Origin of the sequence: Limnofasciculus baicalensis BBK-W-15 (assembly GCF_024178385.1) — a bacterium.
GTDB lineage: Bacteria > Cyanobacteriota > Cyanobacteriia > Cyanobacteriales > Coleofasciculaceae > Limnofasciculus > Limnofasciculus baicalensis.
In genome coordinates, this window is the sequence record NZ_JAMZMM010000018.1 from 16337 (window position 1) to 34638 (window position 18302).

The 18302-nt window shown below is 40.0% G+C and carries 10 protein-coding genes; 6 read left to right on the forward strand and 4 right to left on the reverse strand.

All coding sequences use genetic code 11. The features are described 5' to 3' along the window. Positions 1-45 precede the first annotated feature (45 nt). On the forward strand, positions 46-1620 hold the full coding sequence (dndC, locus tag NJ959_RS03475) for a DNA phosphorothioation system sulfurtransferase DndC (protein WP_254010354.1): 1575 nt from the start codon (positions 46-48) through the stop codon (positions 1618-1620). A 78-nt stretch (positions 1621-1698) separates the two neighbouring features. Next, positions 1699-3687 carry a DNA sulfur modification protein DndD gene (dndD, locus tag NJ959_RS03480; RefSeq protein WP_254010355.1) on the forward strand — a complete coding sequence of 663 codons (1989 nt, stop codon included), beginning with the start codon at positions 1699-1701 and terminating at the stop codon, positions 3685-3687. 48 nt (positions 3688-3735) lie between these two features. Here the strand turns inward: dndD and NJ959_RS03485 are convergent, their stop codons facing one another. Both NJ959_RS03485 and NJ959_RS03490 read right to left on the reverse strand, forming a co-directional pair. Next, positions 3736-4356 carry a hypothetical protein gene (locus NJ959_RS03485; protein ID WP_254010356.1) on the reverse strand — a complete coding sequence of 207 codons (621 nt, stop codon included), beginning with the start codon at positions 4354-4356 and terminating at the stop codon, positions 3736-3738. Positions 4357-4526: 170 nt separating this feature from the next. After that, entirely contained in the window at positions 4527-6428 is a 1902-nt protein-coding gene (locus NJ959_RS03490; RefSeq protein ID WP_254010357.1) for a tetratricopeptide repeat protein, read from the reverse strand. Between the two features lie 487 nt (positions 6429-6915). On the opposite strand from NJ959_RS03490, the gene NJ959_RS03495 reads away from it, so the two are divergent. Continuing rightward, positions 6916-8439: a carboxypeptidase M32 gene (locus tag NJ959_RS03495; RefSeq protein ID WP_254010365.1), complete on the forward strand. Its 1524-nt coding sequence runs from the start codon at positions 6916-6918 to the stop codon at positions 8437-8439. Positions 8440-8836: 397 nt separating this feature from the next. Here NJ959_RS03495 and NJ959_RS03500 read toward each other — a convergent pair whose 3' ends face one another. Then, positions 8837-9562: a Uma2 family endonuclease gene (locus NJ959_RS03500; protein ID WP_254010358.1), complete on the reverse strand. Its 726-nt coding sequence runs from the start codon at positions 9560-9562 to the stop codon at positions 8837-8839. A 264-nt stretch (positions 9563-9826) separates the two neighbouring features. On the opposite strand from NJ959_RS03500, the gene NJ959_RS03505 reads away from it, so the two are divergent. The 3 genes from NJ959_RS03505 to NJ959_RS03515 all read left to right on the forward strand — a co-directional run bounded on the left by NJ959_RS03505 (position 9827) and on the right by NJ959_RS03515 (position 16724). Further along, positions 9827-11062: a tetratricopeptide repeat protein gene (locus NJ959_RS03505; RefSeq protein ID WP_254010359.1), complete on the forward strand. Its 1236-nt coding sequence runs from the start codon at positions 9827-9829 to the stop codon at positions 11060-11062. 153 nt (positions 11063-11215) lie between these two features. After that, complete coding sequence (locus NJ959_RS03510; protein ID WP_254010360.1) at positions 11216-15322, forward strand: PAS domain S-box protein; 4107 nt, start codon at positions 11216-11218, stop codon at positions 15320-15322. A 34-nt stretch (positions 15323-15356) separates the two neighbouring features. Continuing rightward, complete coding sequence (locus NJ959_RS03515) at positions 15357-16724, forward strand: hybrid sensor histidine kinase/response regulator (protein ID WP_254010361.1); 1368 nt, start codon at positions 15357-15359, stop codon at positions 16722-16724. A 50-nt stretch (positions 16725-16774) separates the two neighbouring features. Here NJ959_RS03515 and gntT read toward each other — a convergent pair whose 3' ends face one another. Then, positions 16775-18136: a guanitoxin biosynthesis MATE family efflux transporter GntT gene (gene gntT, locus NJ959_RS03520; RefSeq protein ID WP_254010362.1), complete on the reverse strand. Its 1362-nt coding sequence runs from the start codon at positions 18134-18136 to the stop codon at positions 16775-16777. Positions 18137-18302: the final 166 nt, after the last annotated feature.

Sequence of the window (18302 nt, forward strand, 5' to 3'; positions counted from 1 at the left end):
TACAATTTATTGCGATACAATAGTATTTTTGAGTGTAATTAAAACATGGCAGATATTCAGCAGATCCCATTATTTCCAGCACGCACTCTTCCTGACTTAGTGGAAGATATAGAAAAACTGACTCAAGAAATTCAAGAGTTATACTGTCAAGACGATATCCCTTGGATTATCGGTGTATCTTTCGGCAAAGATTCAAGTGCAGTATTGCAGCTTGTTTGGTATGCGATTGCAGCTCTACCGCCAGAAAAACGAGCTAAAATAATCTACGTTATTACAACAGACACGCTGGTAGAAAATCCCATCGTTTCCGCTTGGGTTCGTAATTCCATTAAACAGGTAAAGTTAGCCGCTCAAGAGCAAGGAATGCCAATTGAACCCCATCTACTTTATCCTTCAATGCAAGAAAGCTTTTGGGTATGTTTAATGGGCAGAGGCTATCCAGCACCTCGGATTGGATTTCGCTGGTGTACCGATCGTATGAAAATCCAGCCTGTTAACCATTTTATCCGAGAAATAGTGCGAGTACGTGGTGAAACTATTATTGTCTTAGGTACTCGCAAAGCTGAAAGTGCGAAACGTGCAGCCACAATGAAAAAACATGAAGTAGGCAGATTACGCGATCGCCTAAGCCCTAATTCTCGCTTACCTAATTCTCTAATCTACAGCCCGATCGAAGATTGGCGTAATGATGAAGTTTGGCTGTACTTGATGCAATGGCCAAATCCTTGGGTAAATAACAATAAAGCTTTATTTTCTATGTATCGAGGTGCTACAGCAGATAATGAATGTCCATTAGTAGTTGATACTTCTACTCCTAGCTGCGGTGATTCACGCTTTGGTTGTTGGGTTTGTACAATGGTGAATCAAGATAAATCTATGGCGGCAATGATTCAGAATGATGAGGAAAAAGAGTGGATGCAGCCGCTACTAGATATCCGCAATGAATTAGATATTCAAGACGATCGCGACAAGCGAGACTTCCGCCGTATCTATGGTAAAGTGGAACTATTTGAACGTAATGTAGATGGTAAAACCCAAGTTGAAAATATTCCAGGTCCTTATACTAAATTCTGGAGAGAACACTGGTTAAGAAGAGTATTAGAAGCTCAAAGCAAAATTCGCCATACTGCACCCCCAGAAATGCGAGATATTACCCTAATTACTCCAGAAGAATTAAGTGAGATTCGCAGGATTTGGCTGGAAGAAAAACATGAATTTGATGATAGTTTACCCCGTATTTATAAAGAAGTGACAGGCGAACAATTTAAAGATCCTCGCCCTGGTGCCGACAGAAAACTAATCGGTAGCGATGAATGGGCAGTGCTAGAAGAGATTACAGGTGACGATGCTATGCACCTAGAATTAATGGCAAAATTGCTAGATACAGAGCGCCAATATCATACTAAATATCGTCGGGTTGGTGTATATGAAGCGCTTGAAAAATGTTTTGACACTAGTTCTCGTTCTAAAGAGGAAGCTATTCAAAATGCTCATGATAAGCGGGATTTAAAGAATGCAGTGGAAGATGAAAATATTGGCAAAATTAAACAGTTAACTTGGGCTAGTTTAAAATTTCCAGCAATGGATGAAGATGATCTGGAAGGTGATGACCACCAATAACCCATCCGCTGCCCATCAGCCACCCTTTGCCACCCACCAATAACCCATCCGCTGCTAACCACCCATCCCCTAGCCACAATGATATTCCTAGAATTAGTACTCCAAAACTTCGGTCCCTATCGCGGAAGACAAGTCATCAACCTTCGTCCCGAAAAAGATAATAATCCCTGCCCAATTATCTTATTTGGCGGTATGAATGGAGGAGGAAAAACCACACTAATGGATGCTATTCGTCTTACCCTTTATGGCAATCGTGCCCAATGTTCTACCAGAGGCAATTTAAGCTATAGTGAATTTCTCTCTCAATGTGTAAATCACCATGCCTTACCCGTTGATAATACCCGGATTGAATTATTATTTGAACATATCCAAGACAATAAACCAACTAAGTTAAGAGTTGTTAGATATTGGTCAAAAAACCCTAAAGATGGTAAAGATACATTAGGGATTCTAGTAGGTGATGATGAATGGCCAGATCAAGCCCTATTAAACACCTGGGAAGAATTTATTGAAACTCTTCTACCCCTCGGTATTTCTAACTTATTTTTATTTGATGGAGAACAAGTGAAAGAACTTGCTGAACTTGAAACCCCTCCCACTGCTGTTGTTGATGCAATTCAATCCTTACTTGGACTAGAATTAGCGGAAAGATTATCTCAAGATATCGATATTTTAGTTAGTCGCAAACGGAAAAAATTAGCTGATGTCCAGCAACTTGCTAATATTGATGAAATTGAACAAAAGCTTCAACAGAAACACCGTGAGAAAGAATCGATTGAACAAGAAAGAAAAGCAATTAAAAGTAAACTAGAGCGAGCAGAAGATAAGCAAAGCCGCGCTTATCAGAAATTTATCTCTGAAGGAGGTAAAATTGCAGCGGAACGTAGCCAATTAGATAAGCAATTTAATGAGGTAAAAGTACAAACTGAACAAACTCGACAGGCGATGATGGAATTAGCCGCCGAAGCCCTACCCCTCGCTTTAATTTCACCTATTCTCAATCTGGCTAAATCTCAATGTGAAAAAGAAACCCATCAGCAAGAAGCGAAAATTGCTATAGGTATTTCAAAACAACGAGACCAACGTCTGATTGACTATATCAGAAATCTATCTTTAAATTCAGAACAACTGGGTAAAATTCAAACATTTATTGACCAAGAAACTAAATCAATGGAGACAGAAATAGCCTCTGATGATAAACCTTGGCTAAATGCTGATACAGAAACCATAAATCAATTAGATATCTTCCTTCGATCTGATCTAAAAACGATCGCATTAACAGCCAAACAGAAATTGGAATCTCTCAAAACTTTAGAAATTGAGATGGATTCTCTAGAAAGACAACTAGCAGCAGCAGCCTCACCTGAAGCATACCAACAATTAGAAAAAGCAGTCCATGATGCCCAAAATGAAGCAGCAAAACTCAAAGCCACTTGGGAGACACTTAATCAAAAAGTAGAACAATTAGAGAGAGAAATCAAAAAAACAAAACATGAGTTGGAAGTCTATAGCAAGAAAGCAATTGAAATTCAAAACGATCGACATATTATTACCGTTTCCGCTAAAGTACAACAAACCCTAAAACTATTCCGAGAAAAATTAACTCTCAGAAAACTGAATAAACTAGAAGTAGAAGTAACCGAATGTTTTCGCTATCTCCTCCACAAATCTGATTTAGTCCATCAAGTCGCGATTGACACTGATACCTTTAGTTTATCCATCTACGATCCAGAGGGGAAACAAGTCCCCAAACACCGCCTTTCTGCTGGAGAAAAACAACTACTTGCGATCGCATTTCTCTGGGGACTTGCCCGCGTATCTGGACGACACTTGCCTGTAGCGATTGACACCCCTCTCGGAAGGCTTGATTCCTCCCACCGAACTAATCTAATTGAACGCTACTTCCCTAGCGCTAGTCATCAAGTAATTCTACTTTCCACCGATACTGAAATCGGTAAAACTGAACTGGAAAATTTAAGAAAACAGGATGCGATCGCCCGTGAATATCTGCTAAACTATAACTCAGGCGATCGCCAAACTGTGGTAGAACCCGGTTATTTTTGGTAATTTATAGAAATGTCTAGCATTGAAACTTTCCATGTGGTTATTTAGCAATCAGCCGCTATTATTCAGGATAGCAATAAGACTGCTAAAGAGGTCATTAAGATCGGCAGGCACCCGATAGAGATTAAGATCTTGTTGAACTTGTTTTTCTTCTCTATTTAATACACCAAATTGCCAGACATCTCCGGTTGAGACTACACCATAGAGCAAGGTTTCGTCTGAGGTTGTCCATTGATCCATGGCGATGAGTTCGACGGCGAGTTGAGTAAAACCTCTGGCTAAGTCAGCATTTTTGGCTTCAATTACAAGGAGATTGTGCTGAGTATGAAGGTAGTAGTCGAGGGAGCCTTTTAGTTGCTCGGAGACGTTAATGGCATACTCGATTCTAAGTTGAGCTTGAGTGTAATCGATGAGGGCTAAAACAATCGGGGCAATCAGGATTTCGCGACGGGCGGCTTCACTGGTGAGGCTAACGTAGGGTAAGCGGCGCTGAATGCTATTTTTGAGTTCAGTTAGTTGGTCCAGATTCGTATTAGATTTGGGTAACTCGAGGCTGCTGCGTTTGAGGGAAAAACCAAATTCAGCCAGAATGTCGTCTGGCTCATAAGTCATCTCAAAATAATTGCGGAAGGTATAGGATTTTCCGGGTTCGAGAATAGTGGCTTTAGACATGTTTTCCTCTATATAGATCTTCTCCTAAAATCTTAGTTTATTCCAGGCTTATAAAACTAACCGTTGAGTTCGATATTCACCGAATTGCTTTTTCGAGACCACATTAAGTTACACCGGAGTCGGCTTTAAACCCACCTTAAACCCACATTCCGCCTCATCTATGGCAAAAGTTAAATAGAATCGCGATATTTTTCTAACATTTGAGGAATATAATCGTATCCGTCTACCCCAATAATAGGAATAATTTTCGACCTCTGCTTTGCCAATAAAGCTTGGAATGCTTCTGTCCCCATTTGACCTTTTAAAATTATTAATAATCCCGCAGGTTGTCGCCATTCTTCAGAGCCAATTTGTTCCAGTAAATAAGCTCCAATCCCGCCTGTATAGATAGTTCTTTCTAAGTCTTGCAGACTGTAGAAAGCTTGGGATAGGTATGCTAGATTAACACCTTGAAGGTATAAATCTCCTGAAAATTGAGCCGCTTGCCAACCTTGTTCTAAATAAGTTATTGCCTTTTCATGCTGTTGAGTCACAACACAAGCAATGCCCAAGCTACTCAAACATAGAGATTGACTTTGCCTGTCTCCGACTCGTTCTAATAATTGTCGCCCTTGTTCTAAATAGTGAATCGCACTCTCGTAAACTTCCGCTTCAATTTCTTGGCTATCCTGTGCTTGAAATACTTCACTGTAGCCTAAATTAGTCAAGGCATTAGCTTCCCCTAACTTATCTCCTACTTGTCGAGCTAGAATTAAGGCTCGTTGACTATAATTAATTGCGTCAGAATATTTTTTCTGAGCAACACAAGTGCGGCTGAGGTGATTGAAATTAGCAATTTCACAAATACGATCCCCTTCTTTTCTAGCAATCTCTAAAGCTTGTTCGTGAAAGGAAATCGCTCTGCTATATTGACCTTGTGCCCGTTGGGAATAACCTAATAAAGTCAGAATCCGCGCTTTTTCCTGAGTGCCATCAACTCGTCGCAATGGTTCATCTAAATAATCCAAAGCATTCCTAAGATAATTACCACTCAAGCTAGCAAAGACACCGCCGTAAAGGGGAAAATAATCTCGTTGGGAAAAGGCACGGAGAACTTGCAGTGTTACTTGAAAACAACCATTGACTAAACGATCTCGCTGGTTAAATGTTATTGAACTTAAACCATTAGCTAACTGAGACCAAATGAATGTAAAAACAATATAAGTAGAAATTGATAGTTTGGCACTAACTTTGGAGTTATAGACCATTTTGTCAAACCAAGTCACCAATCCTCGCTGCAAATATTGCAGGAGTAATGCTAACTCAACCCATTTAGCCAGTTCTAGATTTTCTGGCTTATTTAACCATTCCCCAATCGGTTGATTGTAGGCTAAAGATTCAAAGAGCAACTGCGGTAAAGGACTGTTAACCTTTTTTGCCCATAGTGCCCAAGGACCTCGATTTTCCTGTTGTCCTTCAAATCCCACGGAACCTCTGCTTTGGTCGTAAATCCAGCTTACCAAATCGTTTTCTAATCGCCGCCAAGAGGATAAACCTGCGCTAATCCCTCCCGATAGTTGTAAAATATCTTTAGCTTTTTCCGGGTCAGCAGTTGCGATCGCCTTTTGCTGTAAAGTTTTTGCTAACTGGGTGAGTTGTGAAGTATTCAGCACCTGTTGCTGATTGGGGTCAATCACCCGGAGTAAGATGGTGAAGCGGTCAGGAGGTTCAGCATCAATAATAGATGTAATGACCGATGCGATTGTATCAGCGACGCGGTTTTTCTCCTGAACTCTATCCCATTCACTACTAATAGTGTTAATTGCCCTCAGTGTACGGGTAGCTTTGCCTTGCTTGAGTTCATTAACTGGATTATCTATCTGCTCCTGAGTACTACTGAGACGCTCCGCCAAACAACGCTCAAATATTTCTCCACTCCCACTCCTGATCCCTGACACCAGGATTTGATAGACTTGCTCTTTCGAGCGAATCTTCCCTTGTAGGGTGGTTTGTACAATTTCATCAATGAGCTGGAAATAGCGATCTGCTTGCAACAGCGCTTCGCTATCGCGCCCTGACATACTATGGGTCATCTTTCTTACTCCAGGCATACCACTCTTTCTCCAGATTACAGCACTTTTGCAGGAGAGGGCAGGGGAGCGCAGGAGCAGGGGAGCAGGGGAAACTATTTTTTTACTTCATACTTCATACTTCATCCTTCATCCTTCATCCTTTCCTTACAGTGCGGAAGTTGTACAAAAATGGCACAATAATAGCTTATCGATCTCTCAAATCCCCCAGCCATTGTGAATTGGCTGTTAGGACATATTGGCTCTTTAGCCAATTCCTCGAATTTCAGCATTATCAGGGTTAGTCATCTCCCTGCTGATTCGAGGGGAAGCAGTGCAGCAGTCAAGTTATTTAGGCTCTTTGCCAGCGCCTAGTTGTCAGCCTAGCTGTGTTTCCCCTCGAAAGCAGGGAAATATTTCCTTTTCAATTGTCAGGTGTACATTTACATACATTGGAATAGATTGTCCTAAACCATAGCAAACGACTTTATTAATGCTTCGCTCCCAAACCATGCAGACTATCGAAAAGACAGAACCGAAACTTCTTGACCTTAAAAACCGCCTTGCCGAAATTAACGATATCGAAGCGGCTGCTTCCCTTTTATATTGGGATCAGGCCACCTATATGCCTCCTGGTGGTGCAGTAGCTCGGGGAAGGCAGTTAGCAACTTTGCAGCAAATTTCTCACACCAAGTTTACTGAGGCAGCCCTTGGCGATCTCATAGAAGATTTAAGTCTTCTAGAGCTGAGTCTACCTTACCATTCTGAGGAAGCTAGTTTAATCCGGATTGCTCGCAGAAAATATAAACAAGCGGTGCGAATACCTGCATCGTTTATGGCAGAATTTTCTAGGCATCGGACAGATGCTTATGAAGCGTGGACAAGAGCGAGACCTGAAAATAATTTTGCTTTAGTGCGACCTTATCTAGAAAAAACTTTAGATTTAAGTCGCCAGTTGGCTAACTTTTCCCCCGATTACGAGCATATTGCAGATCCGCTCATTGACTTTGCCGACTATGGGATGAAGGCATCGTTTTTGCGATCGCTATTTGCTCAGTTGCGTGATGAGCTTGTACCAATTGTGGAGGCGATTACTTCCCAACCGGCTCCTGATGACAGTTGTCTAACTCAATTTTATCCGGAAGCCGAACAGCTCAATTTTACACTCAAAGTTATCGATCAGCTAGGGTATGACTTCAAACGGGGTCGTCAAGATCAAACTCACCACCCCTTTATGATTAACTTCTCTACCGGAGATGTCCGGATTACTACCCGCGTCTATCAGGAAGATCTCAGTCAAGCGCTCTTTAGTAGTATCCATGAAATGGGTCATGCACTTTACGAACAAGGGATTAACCCAGAGTTTGAAGGTACGCCTTTATCAGGTGGTACTTCTGCAGGTGTTCACGAGAGTCAATCCCGACTCTGGGAAAACTTAGTGGGGCGGAGTTTGGGGTTTTGGCAATTTTTCTATCCTCAGTTACAAGCTTTTTTCCCGCCGCAGTTAGGTAATGTCTCTGTAGATACTTTTTACCGAGCTATTAACAAAGTTAAGCGATCGCTGATTCGTACTGATGCAGACGAGATCACTTACAATCTCCACGTTATGATTCGCTTTGATTTGGAACTCCAAATGCTAGATGGTAGTTTAGCAGTGCGGGATCTCCCTGAAGCTTGGAGAGAACGCTATCGCTCTGATTTTGGCATTATCCCAGAAACTGATACTGATGGTGTATTGCAAGACGTTCATTGGTACTCTGGTCAAATTGGCGGGATGTTTCAGTGCTATACCCTTGGGAATTTGATGAGTGCCCAATTTTTCGCTGCTGCTTTAGCAGAGCGTGGGGAAATATTAGCTAAAATTAAGCAAGGAGAATTTCTGACTTTGCATAATTGGTTGAAGGATAAAATTTACCAACATGGTTCCAAGTACACAGCAGCGGAATTAATCCATAATGTTACAGGTGCTCCTTTACATATCGAACCATTCATCCGTTATATACGACACAAGTATGGGCAGCTTTACAGTTTGTAAAGGTTGTGTTTTTTAGTCTGTTGAGTTGGTATGCCCGCACAGATTAGCTTATGTCGTAGTAGTTAGGAGATAGAATATTTCCTTTTGGTAGGCTCCGGCAAATCCCCTAAAGATTTCTAATCAAGAATAGTTATTAATCATTGGTTATTCGTCTTTATTAACAACGAATGACCGATGGCTGGTAACTATAGCGATCGTACCAAATCTGGCTTCAATACCCCCTCGATCTTTTAGTCTGCGCACCATCCAGACTTCGTTTGTACAGTAGGGGTTTCAACTGTCGAAGGATAAAGGGGGTGGATAACCCGGATTTATAGCAAAGCGAAAGTCAAAAGTTAGGCTTATGCTTATCAGATAATTGGCTTATCTGGGTGTCTCAGTTTTTCAATTGCTATATTTAAGAATTACCCGCATCAATTCCAAGCACAATTAGTTGTTTTGCTAATAATTCTGCTCGTTTCTGTTCTCGTTCTTCGTGAGTCAAAATCCATTTTAGAGAACCATCATACCAACGCAACCATCGTCGATTGATGCCCTGATAAGTACCTTGCCATAATCCTAAACCCAACTGAACTCCGTTCATCCAGATCCGGGGATCGCTCAATTTTAAATCTTTGTAGCGATTATCAACTAACTGACGTACTCTTAAATGGTTAGTTTTACTGTCAAACAGAATATAATAGGGGATACGCAAAATCTGTTCATATACTTCCCACTTACTCAGTGAGGGATTTTCCCTTGGCAACTTTGGCTCTAAATCTTTTATTTCCGTATCAGAATAACGGAGATCGACTACTACAAAAGGATTGATTTCTTCTTGCCATACCCGATAGCTTGTTTTTAAATCCCGTTGTTCGTAACATGGATCGACACCCACTAGAGCAAACCAGTCAGAACGCTTGTATTTACTTGTCTGTTGCGGATCGTAGTACAGCTTTACATCCCTAGCGACTAAGATTTGTTGCACGAGGTAGTTGGGAGGCCGAAAAGTGTCTCCTAGTAACTGAGGTTGTAAGAGCTGATATTTATCAGCCAATTCTAATCTCTGAGAGTTTACCCTAGGAAGATCGTACATTTTTGTTAAGACTTCTTTGGGGTCAGAAGGTGGGGTGGTTGGATACATAATGCTGCCCTGAATAATCCTACTGTTACTTTAATATTATCTAGATTGGCTGAATTGGGGTAAAAAGAGGGGAGGAGAAAAGTCAAAAGTCACTCAAAAGTCAAAAACATGGAACCTTTAACAGGGAACAAGCAAAAAAATTTTGCTTGTTTCCTGCCCTCCTACTCACCACTCCCGACACGGCATCCGCTGTTGGACTCCCCACCTCCCGATACGGCATCCGCTGTGGGACTCCCCACCCCCCATTACCCATTTTTAAGCTAAATGAAACTTAGTCTCTGTACAATTGTCAAAAATGAGGAAAAATCTCTACCGCGAGTTTTAGATAGTGTCAAAACTCTAGTGGATGAAATGGTAATTATTGATACAGGTTCCACGGATCGCACAGTTGAAATTGCCAAAGACTATGGTGCAAGAGTTTATTATTTCAATTGGTGCAATGATTTTTCCGTAGCTCGCAACTATGGGCTGCAATACGTGAAGGGAAATTGGGTGCTGGTGCTGGATGCAGACGAGGTTCTGACACCGGAGATTGTACCAGAAATTAAACGAGTAATTGAGTGCGATGCCGTGGGCGGGCGAAGCCATCGCAACGCCCTGTTGGAAGGATCGCGGTATTTGGTGGTAAACCTGATCCGGCGAGAAGTGGGCGCATCTCAATCTCCCTATTCTCTGGTATCCCGTTTATTCCGCCGTCATCGAGAGATTCGCTTTTCTCGTCCGTATCATGCCATGGTAGATGATAGCGTACAATCCCTATTACAGCGAGAACCCCATTGGCAAGTGATTTCTCTGCCAAATGTAGCCATCAATCACTATGGCTATAAACCAGAAGCAATCGCCGCGCTGGATAAATATAATAGGGCGCAAATTGCGATGGAGGGATTTCTGGCAAATCATCCCAATGATGGGTATGTTTGTAGTAAATTAGGCGCTCTTTATATTGCGATTGGTGAGGTTAGTCAAGGTATCGAACTCTTAGAGAGAGGTTTAACCGATCCTCATGTCGAGGGTTCTGTGTTATTTGAACTACACTACCATCTGGGCAATGCTTGTACTAGAGAAAATAATTTTAACTCTGCTGCGGAGCATTATCAAGCGGCGATTCAGCAACCAATTTTACCCCATCTTAAACTTGGTGCTTATAATAACTTAGGAGGTTTGTTATTGCGGGTGGGTGATTTGGTGACGGCTAAAATGGCATATCAAATGGCATTAGAGATCGATCCCAGTTTTGCTGTAGGGCATAATAATTTGGGCATGACTTTAAAAGCGATGGGACAGTTAACGGACGCGATCGCATCCTACCAACAGGCGATTAAGCTTAATCCCGACTATGCCGATGCTTATCAAAATTTGGGTGTGGTTTTGCTTAAAATTGGTAAAATACCAGAAAGTTTATCCGCATTTACGCAAGCAATCGCTCTTCACTCCGTCCATAATCAGGCGGAAGCGCAGCGGCTGGATCAAGGATTGAAAGATATGGGGTTTCTGGTTTAAACTTTGGTTATTGGTTATTGGTTATTGGTTATTGGTTATTGGTTATTGGTTATTGGTTATTTTTCAAGAAAACAACCAATAACAAGTTGGTATTTGCTTGTCCTCAATTTATGGCAAAAAAGATATAATCAATTAACCAAAAACAAAAAATAAATGAACAGTAATCCTGCCAAAATATTGATCGTTGACGACCACCCAAATAATCTCAGATTCTTATCAAAAATACTAAATGACAGAGGCTATAAAACCCAACGAGCGATTTGTGGACAACTGGCATTAAATGCAGTGAAAGAATCACCTCCCGATTTGATCGTGCTTGACATTATGATGCCTAATATGAATGGCTATGAAGTATGTAATAGGCTAAAATCTAACTCAAATACTCGCGACATACCCATAATTTTTCTGAGTGCATTAAATCAAACTATTGACAAAGTAAAAGCATTTGAAATTGGAGGAATTGACTATATAACAAAACCGTTTCAGGTAGAGGAAATTTTAGCGAGAATCGAGAATCAATTGACAATTCAAAATCTATCTAGGCAACTACAAGCACAAAACGATCAGTTGCAACAGGAAGTTGACGTTCGCAAGCAAGCCGAGATTCAACTGAAAAATAAATCTCAAATTCTAGCCCAGTTTAGCGCTAATCTCAAAAAGCTCCATCATTTAAATACGAAGAGTCACAATAATATCGAAGATATTTTTGCAGATTATCTCCAGACAGGATGCGATATTTTAGGTTTTTCCACGGGTATTATCAGTCAAATTGAGAATCAAGATTATAAGATAATCGCAGTTAGATCCAATATACAAACATTTAAAATAAACGAATCATTTAACTTGAGTGATACCTATTGTAGTCCGATAATCAAACTTAAAAAGACGATCGCTTATGCTCACATTGGTAAGATTAAAGAGATAAAATCATCTCCGATTTGTCAGGATTTAAAGCTAGAGTCATACCTGGGGTCTCCTATATTTGTTGATGGAAAGATTTACGGAACTATCAATTTCTTATCTCTCCAGATTAGACATCAAAAATTCAACAATCGAGAGAAAGAACTAATTGAATTGATGGCAGAAAGTTTGGGGAGAGTGATTAGTAAAAATCAAGAGCAAATGAAGCGCCAACAAGCAGAAGAACGCTTGCGGTTACTGGAGAGAGCGATCGCAGTAGCAAACAACGGTATTATAATTACCGACGCTCAGGCAGCGGATCGTCCAGTTGTTTATGTAAATTCAGGATTTGAAAGGATCACAGGTTATACCCGCGAGGAATTAATTGGTAAAAATACTCGCTTCTTACAAAGACAAGATACTAAGCAACCTGTTATTAATAAATTACGCCGTACTATTGCCGAAGGTGGAGAAGGTCAATTTATTTTGCGAAACTATCGGAAAGATGGCAGCCTTTTCTGGAATGAATTATCTATTACACCTGTTCGAGATGTCATGGGTAAATTAACTCATTATATTGGGGTGCAAACTGATATTACTCAACGGAAGTTAGCAGAAGAAGCTCTTAAGAAAAGTGAAGAACGCTGGCAGTTAGTTTTGGAAGGTAATAATGATGGAATTTTCGACTGGAATATAAAAACTAATGAAGCATTCATTTCTGCAAGGTTGCAGCAAATGCTAGGTTATGCAGATCGCGAAATCAATCTTCATTTTCATCAATGGCAATCAAATGTTCACCCAGAAGATCTCGATCGGGTGATTAAAAATTTGCGCACTCACCTAAATAAAAAGTCAAAACTCTATATAGATGAATATCGCCTCCGCTGTAAAAATGGAACTTACAAATGGGTTTTGGTGCGGGGACAAACCCTTTATGAGGAGGGAAAAGCCCAGCGAATGGTTGGTTCGCTTCAAGATATTACCCTCCGTAAGCAAGCTGAAGAACGAATCCGGACAAGCGAACAAAAATTATCTTTTTTGCTCCAAAATGCACCGTTAGCTATTATAGAATGGAATAATAATGGAGAAGTGATGGCGTGGAATCAAGCGGCTGAATCTATTTTTGGCTATAGTGCAACAGAAATTATTGGCTCTCAGGGATTTTCACTAATTGTTCCGGAAAATAATAAAGTAGAGATTTACCAAACATGGCAGACATTACTCACTCAGCAGGGTGGATATCATAACATCATTGAGAATCTAACTAAAGGGGGAAAAAATATTATTTGCGAATGGTATAATGCACCTTTACTAGATCGACATGGTTCTGCATTCGGATGCGCTTCAATTGCAGTGGATATTACCGAACGCAAGCACAGTGAATGGTTAGATAAAGTTCAGAAAACAGTTCTGGAAATGGTAACTAAGGGTAGATCGTTACATGATGTTTTGCTGGAAATGACCCATCAAGTCGATTGTTTAACACCTCAAATGTATTCTTCAATTCTCCTGATGCAAGATGATGGACAGCATTTACGCCCGTTTGTCAGTCCGCAGATTCCCTCCGCTTTTGTAGAAGCAATAGATCCATTGTTAATCGGTCCGATGGTTGGATGTTGTGGTACAACAGCTTATTTTGGCAAACGAACAATTGTTGAAGATATTGCTAATAGTCCATTGTGGTTAGAATTGAGAGATCTTGCCTTATCCTACAAATTGAGAGCTTGTTGGTCAGAGCCAATTCTATCGGATAAGGGTAAGGTTTTAGGGACATTTGCTCTATATTTTACCGAAGTTAGATCGCCTGAACCTAGAGAATTAGAAGTTATTGAATCTCTAGCCAGACTTGCATCCCTTGTCATTCAAAGAAAACAAGCGGAGGAAGCGCTAGAACAAGCTAAAGAAGTAGCAGAAATGGCGAATCGTTCCAAAAGTGACTTTTTAGCTTCTATGAGTCATGAATTGCGAACTCCACTTAATGCAATTCTGGGCTTTAGTCAGATTCTCGCTTATGACGAGTCTTTAAGTTTAGAACAACGGAAACATTTGGGAATTATTAATCGCAGTGGCGAGCATTTATTGGAGTTGATTAATGATGTTTTATCTATGTCTAAAATTGAAGCTGGTAGAATTGGGTTAAATGAAACATGCTTCGATTTACATTGGCTGCTCGACTCCTTAGAAGAAATGCTCAGACTTAAAGCTAATTCTAAAGGATTACAACTTATTTTCGAGAGAGATTTTGCTATTCCTCAATATATATGTACTGATGAAAGTAAATTACGTCAAGTACTGATTAATTTACTTGGTAATGCGATTAAATTTACTCAAAAAGGTCACGTAATCCTCCGTGCGGGAGCGGATAATAGGAAAGAAAAAATAACAAAAAACAACCAACAAATAACCAATAACAAGCAACAAAGAACTATCACATTTGAAGTCGAAGATACTGGTTCTGGGATTGCCCAGAACGAATTAAATAAGTTATTCAATCCCTTCGTACAAACTAACACAGGTCATCAGTCCATGGAAGGAACTGGTTTAGGTTTGGCTATTAGTCGCCAATTTGTGCTATTAATGGGTGGAGATATTACTGTTGAAAGTATATTGGATCGGGGATCAATTTTTAGATTTAATATTTTGGTTGACTTGGCAAAAGCGGAGGATATTGAAACAAAAGTCTCCCAAGAGCGCGTTATTGGTTTAGAAGCAAATCAACCCAAATATCGCATTCTTATTGTTGAAGATATTCTGGAAAATCGTCAACTCCTGCTTAAGATGCTCTCTCATTTAGATTTTGAAATATGTGAAGCGGTGAATGGAGAAGAAGCTGTGAGCCTGTCGGAAAGTTGGCAACCTCATTTAATTTTGATGGATATTTGTATGCCCGTTATGGATGGATATGAAGCTACTAAACAGATTAAGCAATTCCCCAATAGCCGCAATACAGCAATTATTGCTCTAACTGCTAGCGCATTTGAGGAGCAACGCCAAGCTATTTTAGATGCTGGTTGTGATGACTTTATTAGAAAACCATTTCGGGAGGAAATCCTTCTTAAAAAAATTTCTCATTACTTGGGGGTTCGTTATGTCTATAAGAATGAAAATCAAGCCAATTTAATCCCAAAATCTCTAGAGTCATTAAGGTTAACTAAAAAGGATTTTAGTGGTATGTCAGATAGTTGGATAAAAGAACTTTATCAGGCAGCAATTGCTATGGACGATCAGTTAGCGAGCGAGTTAATTAGGCAAATTCCAGAGCGTGAGATAGCTCTGGCTAAAATCTTAACTAATTTGATTGATAACTTTCGTCTAGATGTCATTGTTGATTGCATCGATGTCAACTCAGTTCACGAGTAACAAATCATAGAGTATAGATTAACATTTCATTCTCATGAATTACCAGCCAGATCAATGTTTAAAAGGAAATATTCTGATCGTTGACGATACACCAGATAACTTGCGATTGTTATCTACTATGCTTTATTCTAAAGGGTATCAAGTCAGGAAAGCGCTCAGTGGTAAATTTGCCTTGCAAGGGGTAGAAATGGCAAAACCAGATCTAATTTTGCTGGATATCAATATGCCTGAAATGAGTGGCTATGAAGTTTGTCAACACCTCAAGGCTAATCCGCAAACCTCCGATATACCAGTAATTTTCTTAAGCGCTCTCGATCAGGTATCGGATAAAATTGAAGCCTTTGCAGTAGGTGGGGCAGACTACATAATTAAGCCATTTCAGAGTGAAGAGGTTTTGGCTCGAATCAACAACCAACTAACCCTCCGAAGTCTACAAAAGCAACTGAAAGACCAAAATGCCCTCCTGCAAAAAGAGATAGAAGAACGGAAGTTGGCAGAAGATCGAGAGCGAGAAAAAGCGTGTCAGCTTCAACTTACTATAGAGCAATTAAAACGAACCCAAAGCCACCTAATTCAATCGGAAAAAATGTCAGGTTTAGGCAAAATGGTAGCTGGAGTTGCTCATGAAATTAATAATCCAGTTAATTTTATTTGGGGTAATTTACCTCCTGCTACCAAATATGCTCAAGATCTGATTCGTTTGATTCAATTATACCAGGAGACATATCCAGATTCTACGCTGGAAATTAGCAAGTTAATTGAGGAAATTGAATTAGATTTTTTGCGGGAAGATTGGCCAAAACTCATGAGGTCAATGGAAGTCGGTGCCGAACGAATCCACCAGATTGTTCTATCTCTACGGAGCTTCTCTAGACTGAATGAATCAGATCTCAAACCTGTAGATATTCATGAGGGAATTGAGAACACTCTTCTTATTTTACAGCACCGCCTCAAAGGGACAAACGATAGTCCTAATATTGAGCTAATTAAAGACTATGGTACAGTGCCTAATATTATTTGTTATGCTAGTCAGTTAAACCAGGTATTTATGAATTTATTAACTAATGCTATTGATGCGTTGGAAACACAACTTTCTCCACGGGTTATTACCATTAGTACTTCATTAAGTCAAGAGTCAACTGTCAAGAGTGAAAATGAAACATCTAAATTCATTGTTATCCGAATTGCTGATAATGGATCTGGGATGAGTGAGGAGGTTCGTCAGCATATATTTGATCCATTTTTTACTACCAAACCTGTGGGAAAAGGTACGGGTTTGGGGTTGTCTATCAGTTATCAGATTGTGGTAGAAAAACATCAGGGTAAACTTACTTGTATTTCTGAACCAGGTAAAGGAACAGAAATGATTATAGAGATTCCTGTTAGCGGGATGAAAAATTAAGGAAAAATCTGGCAATTTAGGATTTTTAGGTTTAGGATTTGGTATGAGTTTTAATTTTCAACACCTGTTGGAGAAGTGGTAGGATTCTCAATATTAATTCTTAAGGTTTTTATCAACCGTATCCCAAACATCGCGATGCCTATTAATGGGGCTAATGACATAGCGAACCATAACAAATGGTTATTGTGAAAATACCATGCCGCTACAGCCATAGGCATAAATCCTAGCCCAAAGGAACCTAAAGCAGAGTTCCGTAATATTTTTCCTTCAGTTAAACCCCCAAAATATCCCTCAAATATCCAAGTAATTCCAAAAAATACCTGGTAAGGTAATAGCCAGAGCGTAAAGTTAGAGATGTATTCTGTTATTTCTCTGTGGTTGGTTAACAGCCCAAATACAGTTTGAGGAAAGAGGATATACACAATCGCCATGGGAATAGAAAGAAATAAGCTAGTCAGAATGGCAATCTTCAGCAAGGGTTCAAGCTTTTCGGAATCTCCTTTCCCTTTCAAGTTGCCAGTTAGGCTTTGGGTAGCAAATCCTACTCCCTGAATAATAAACATATTAAAAGCCGCTGCTTGGATGAGTAGGCTATTTTCAGCCAACATAGTTGTCCCCATTGCTGAACTCACTTCTACAAAAATTGCTAAAGTAGAAACCAAAGTTAAGTTCCTAACTAACATATCCCCATTTAGTTTAAAAGTGGCTTTGATGGCTGAGAAATCTAAAACTTTTTGAATAGTTGCTGATACTATTGACCAATCAATGTGAAAGCAGATTATAATCAAACCCACAAAAAACGATAAATACTGGCTCATTGCTGTAGTCAACCCTGCACCTGTACTTGCCCAACCCCAGCGAATAATAAATATGTAATCTAGCACCACATTCGTAAGGCTTTCCAGGAAAGATAACAAGACAACAACGCCATTCATCTCCCGCCCGAAAAACCAACCAACCAAAACGAAATTGAACAATACCGCAGGCGCACCCCAAATCCGAGCATTATAATAGTCAAGTCCTGCATTTTTCACCTCTGTTTCGCCTACTAGAAAGGTAAACCCCAACTTTTGCAAAGGGTACTGAAGAATCAGAATCAATATACCTATCGCTAAGGCAATTAGACCATTCCGCAGTAAAACCAACAGTATAGCTTCTCGATCATCTGCTCCCACAGCTTGTGCTGTCATACCATTACTAGAAAACCTTAAAAAGTTTAAAGTGCGGTATAGGTAGTTAAACAAAACCATAGCTAAGGTTACTCCAGCCAAGTAACGGATGTCAGATAAATGTCCTAAAAAAGCTAGGTCTATCAAACCTGACAACGGCACAACAATACTGGAGAGAATATTCATCAGCGCCAATCGGTAAAAGCGAGGCAGAAAATCATATCGATGATTAAGTGTTATCATTAGTTTAAATGTCTTAATTTATCTTACGAGAATTTGATAAATTCTCCACTCTGGGTTGTACTCATAAATATTAATTATTTTGCCTGAATCAATGGTGCATTCAATAATTCTGTTCCGAGCGCTATCACCAACTAAAACTGTATTCCACTCTGTTATTGTTGCATCC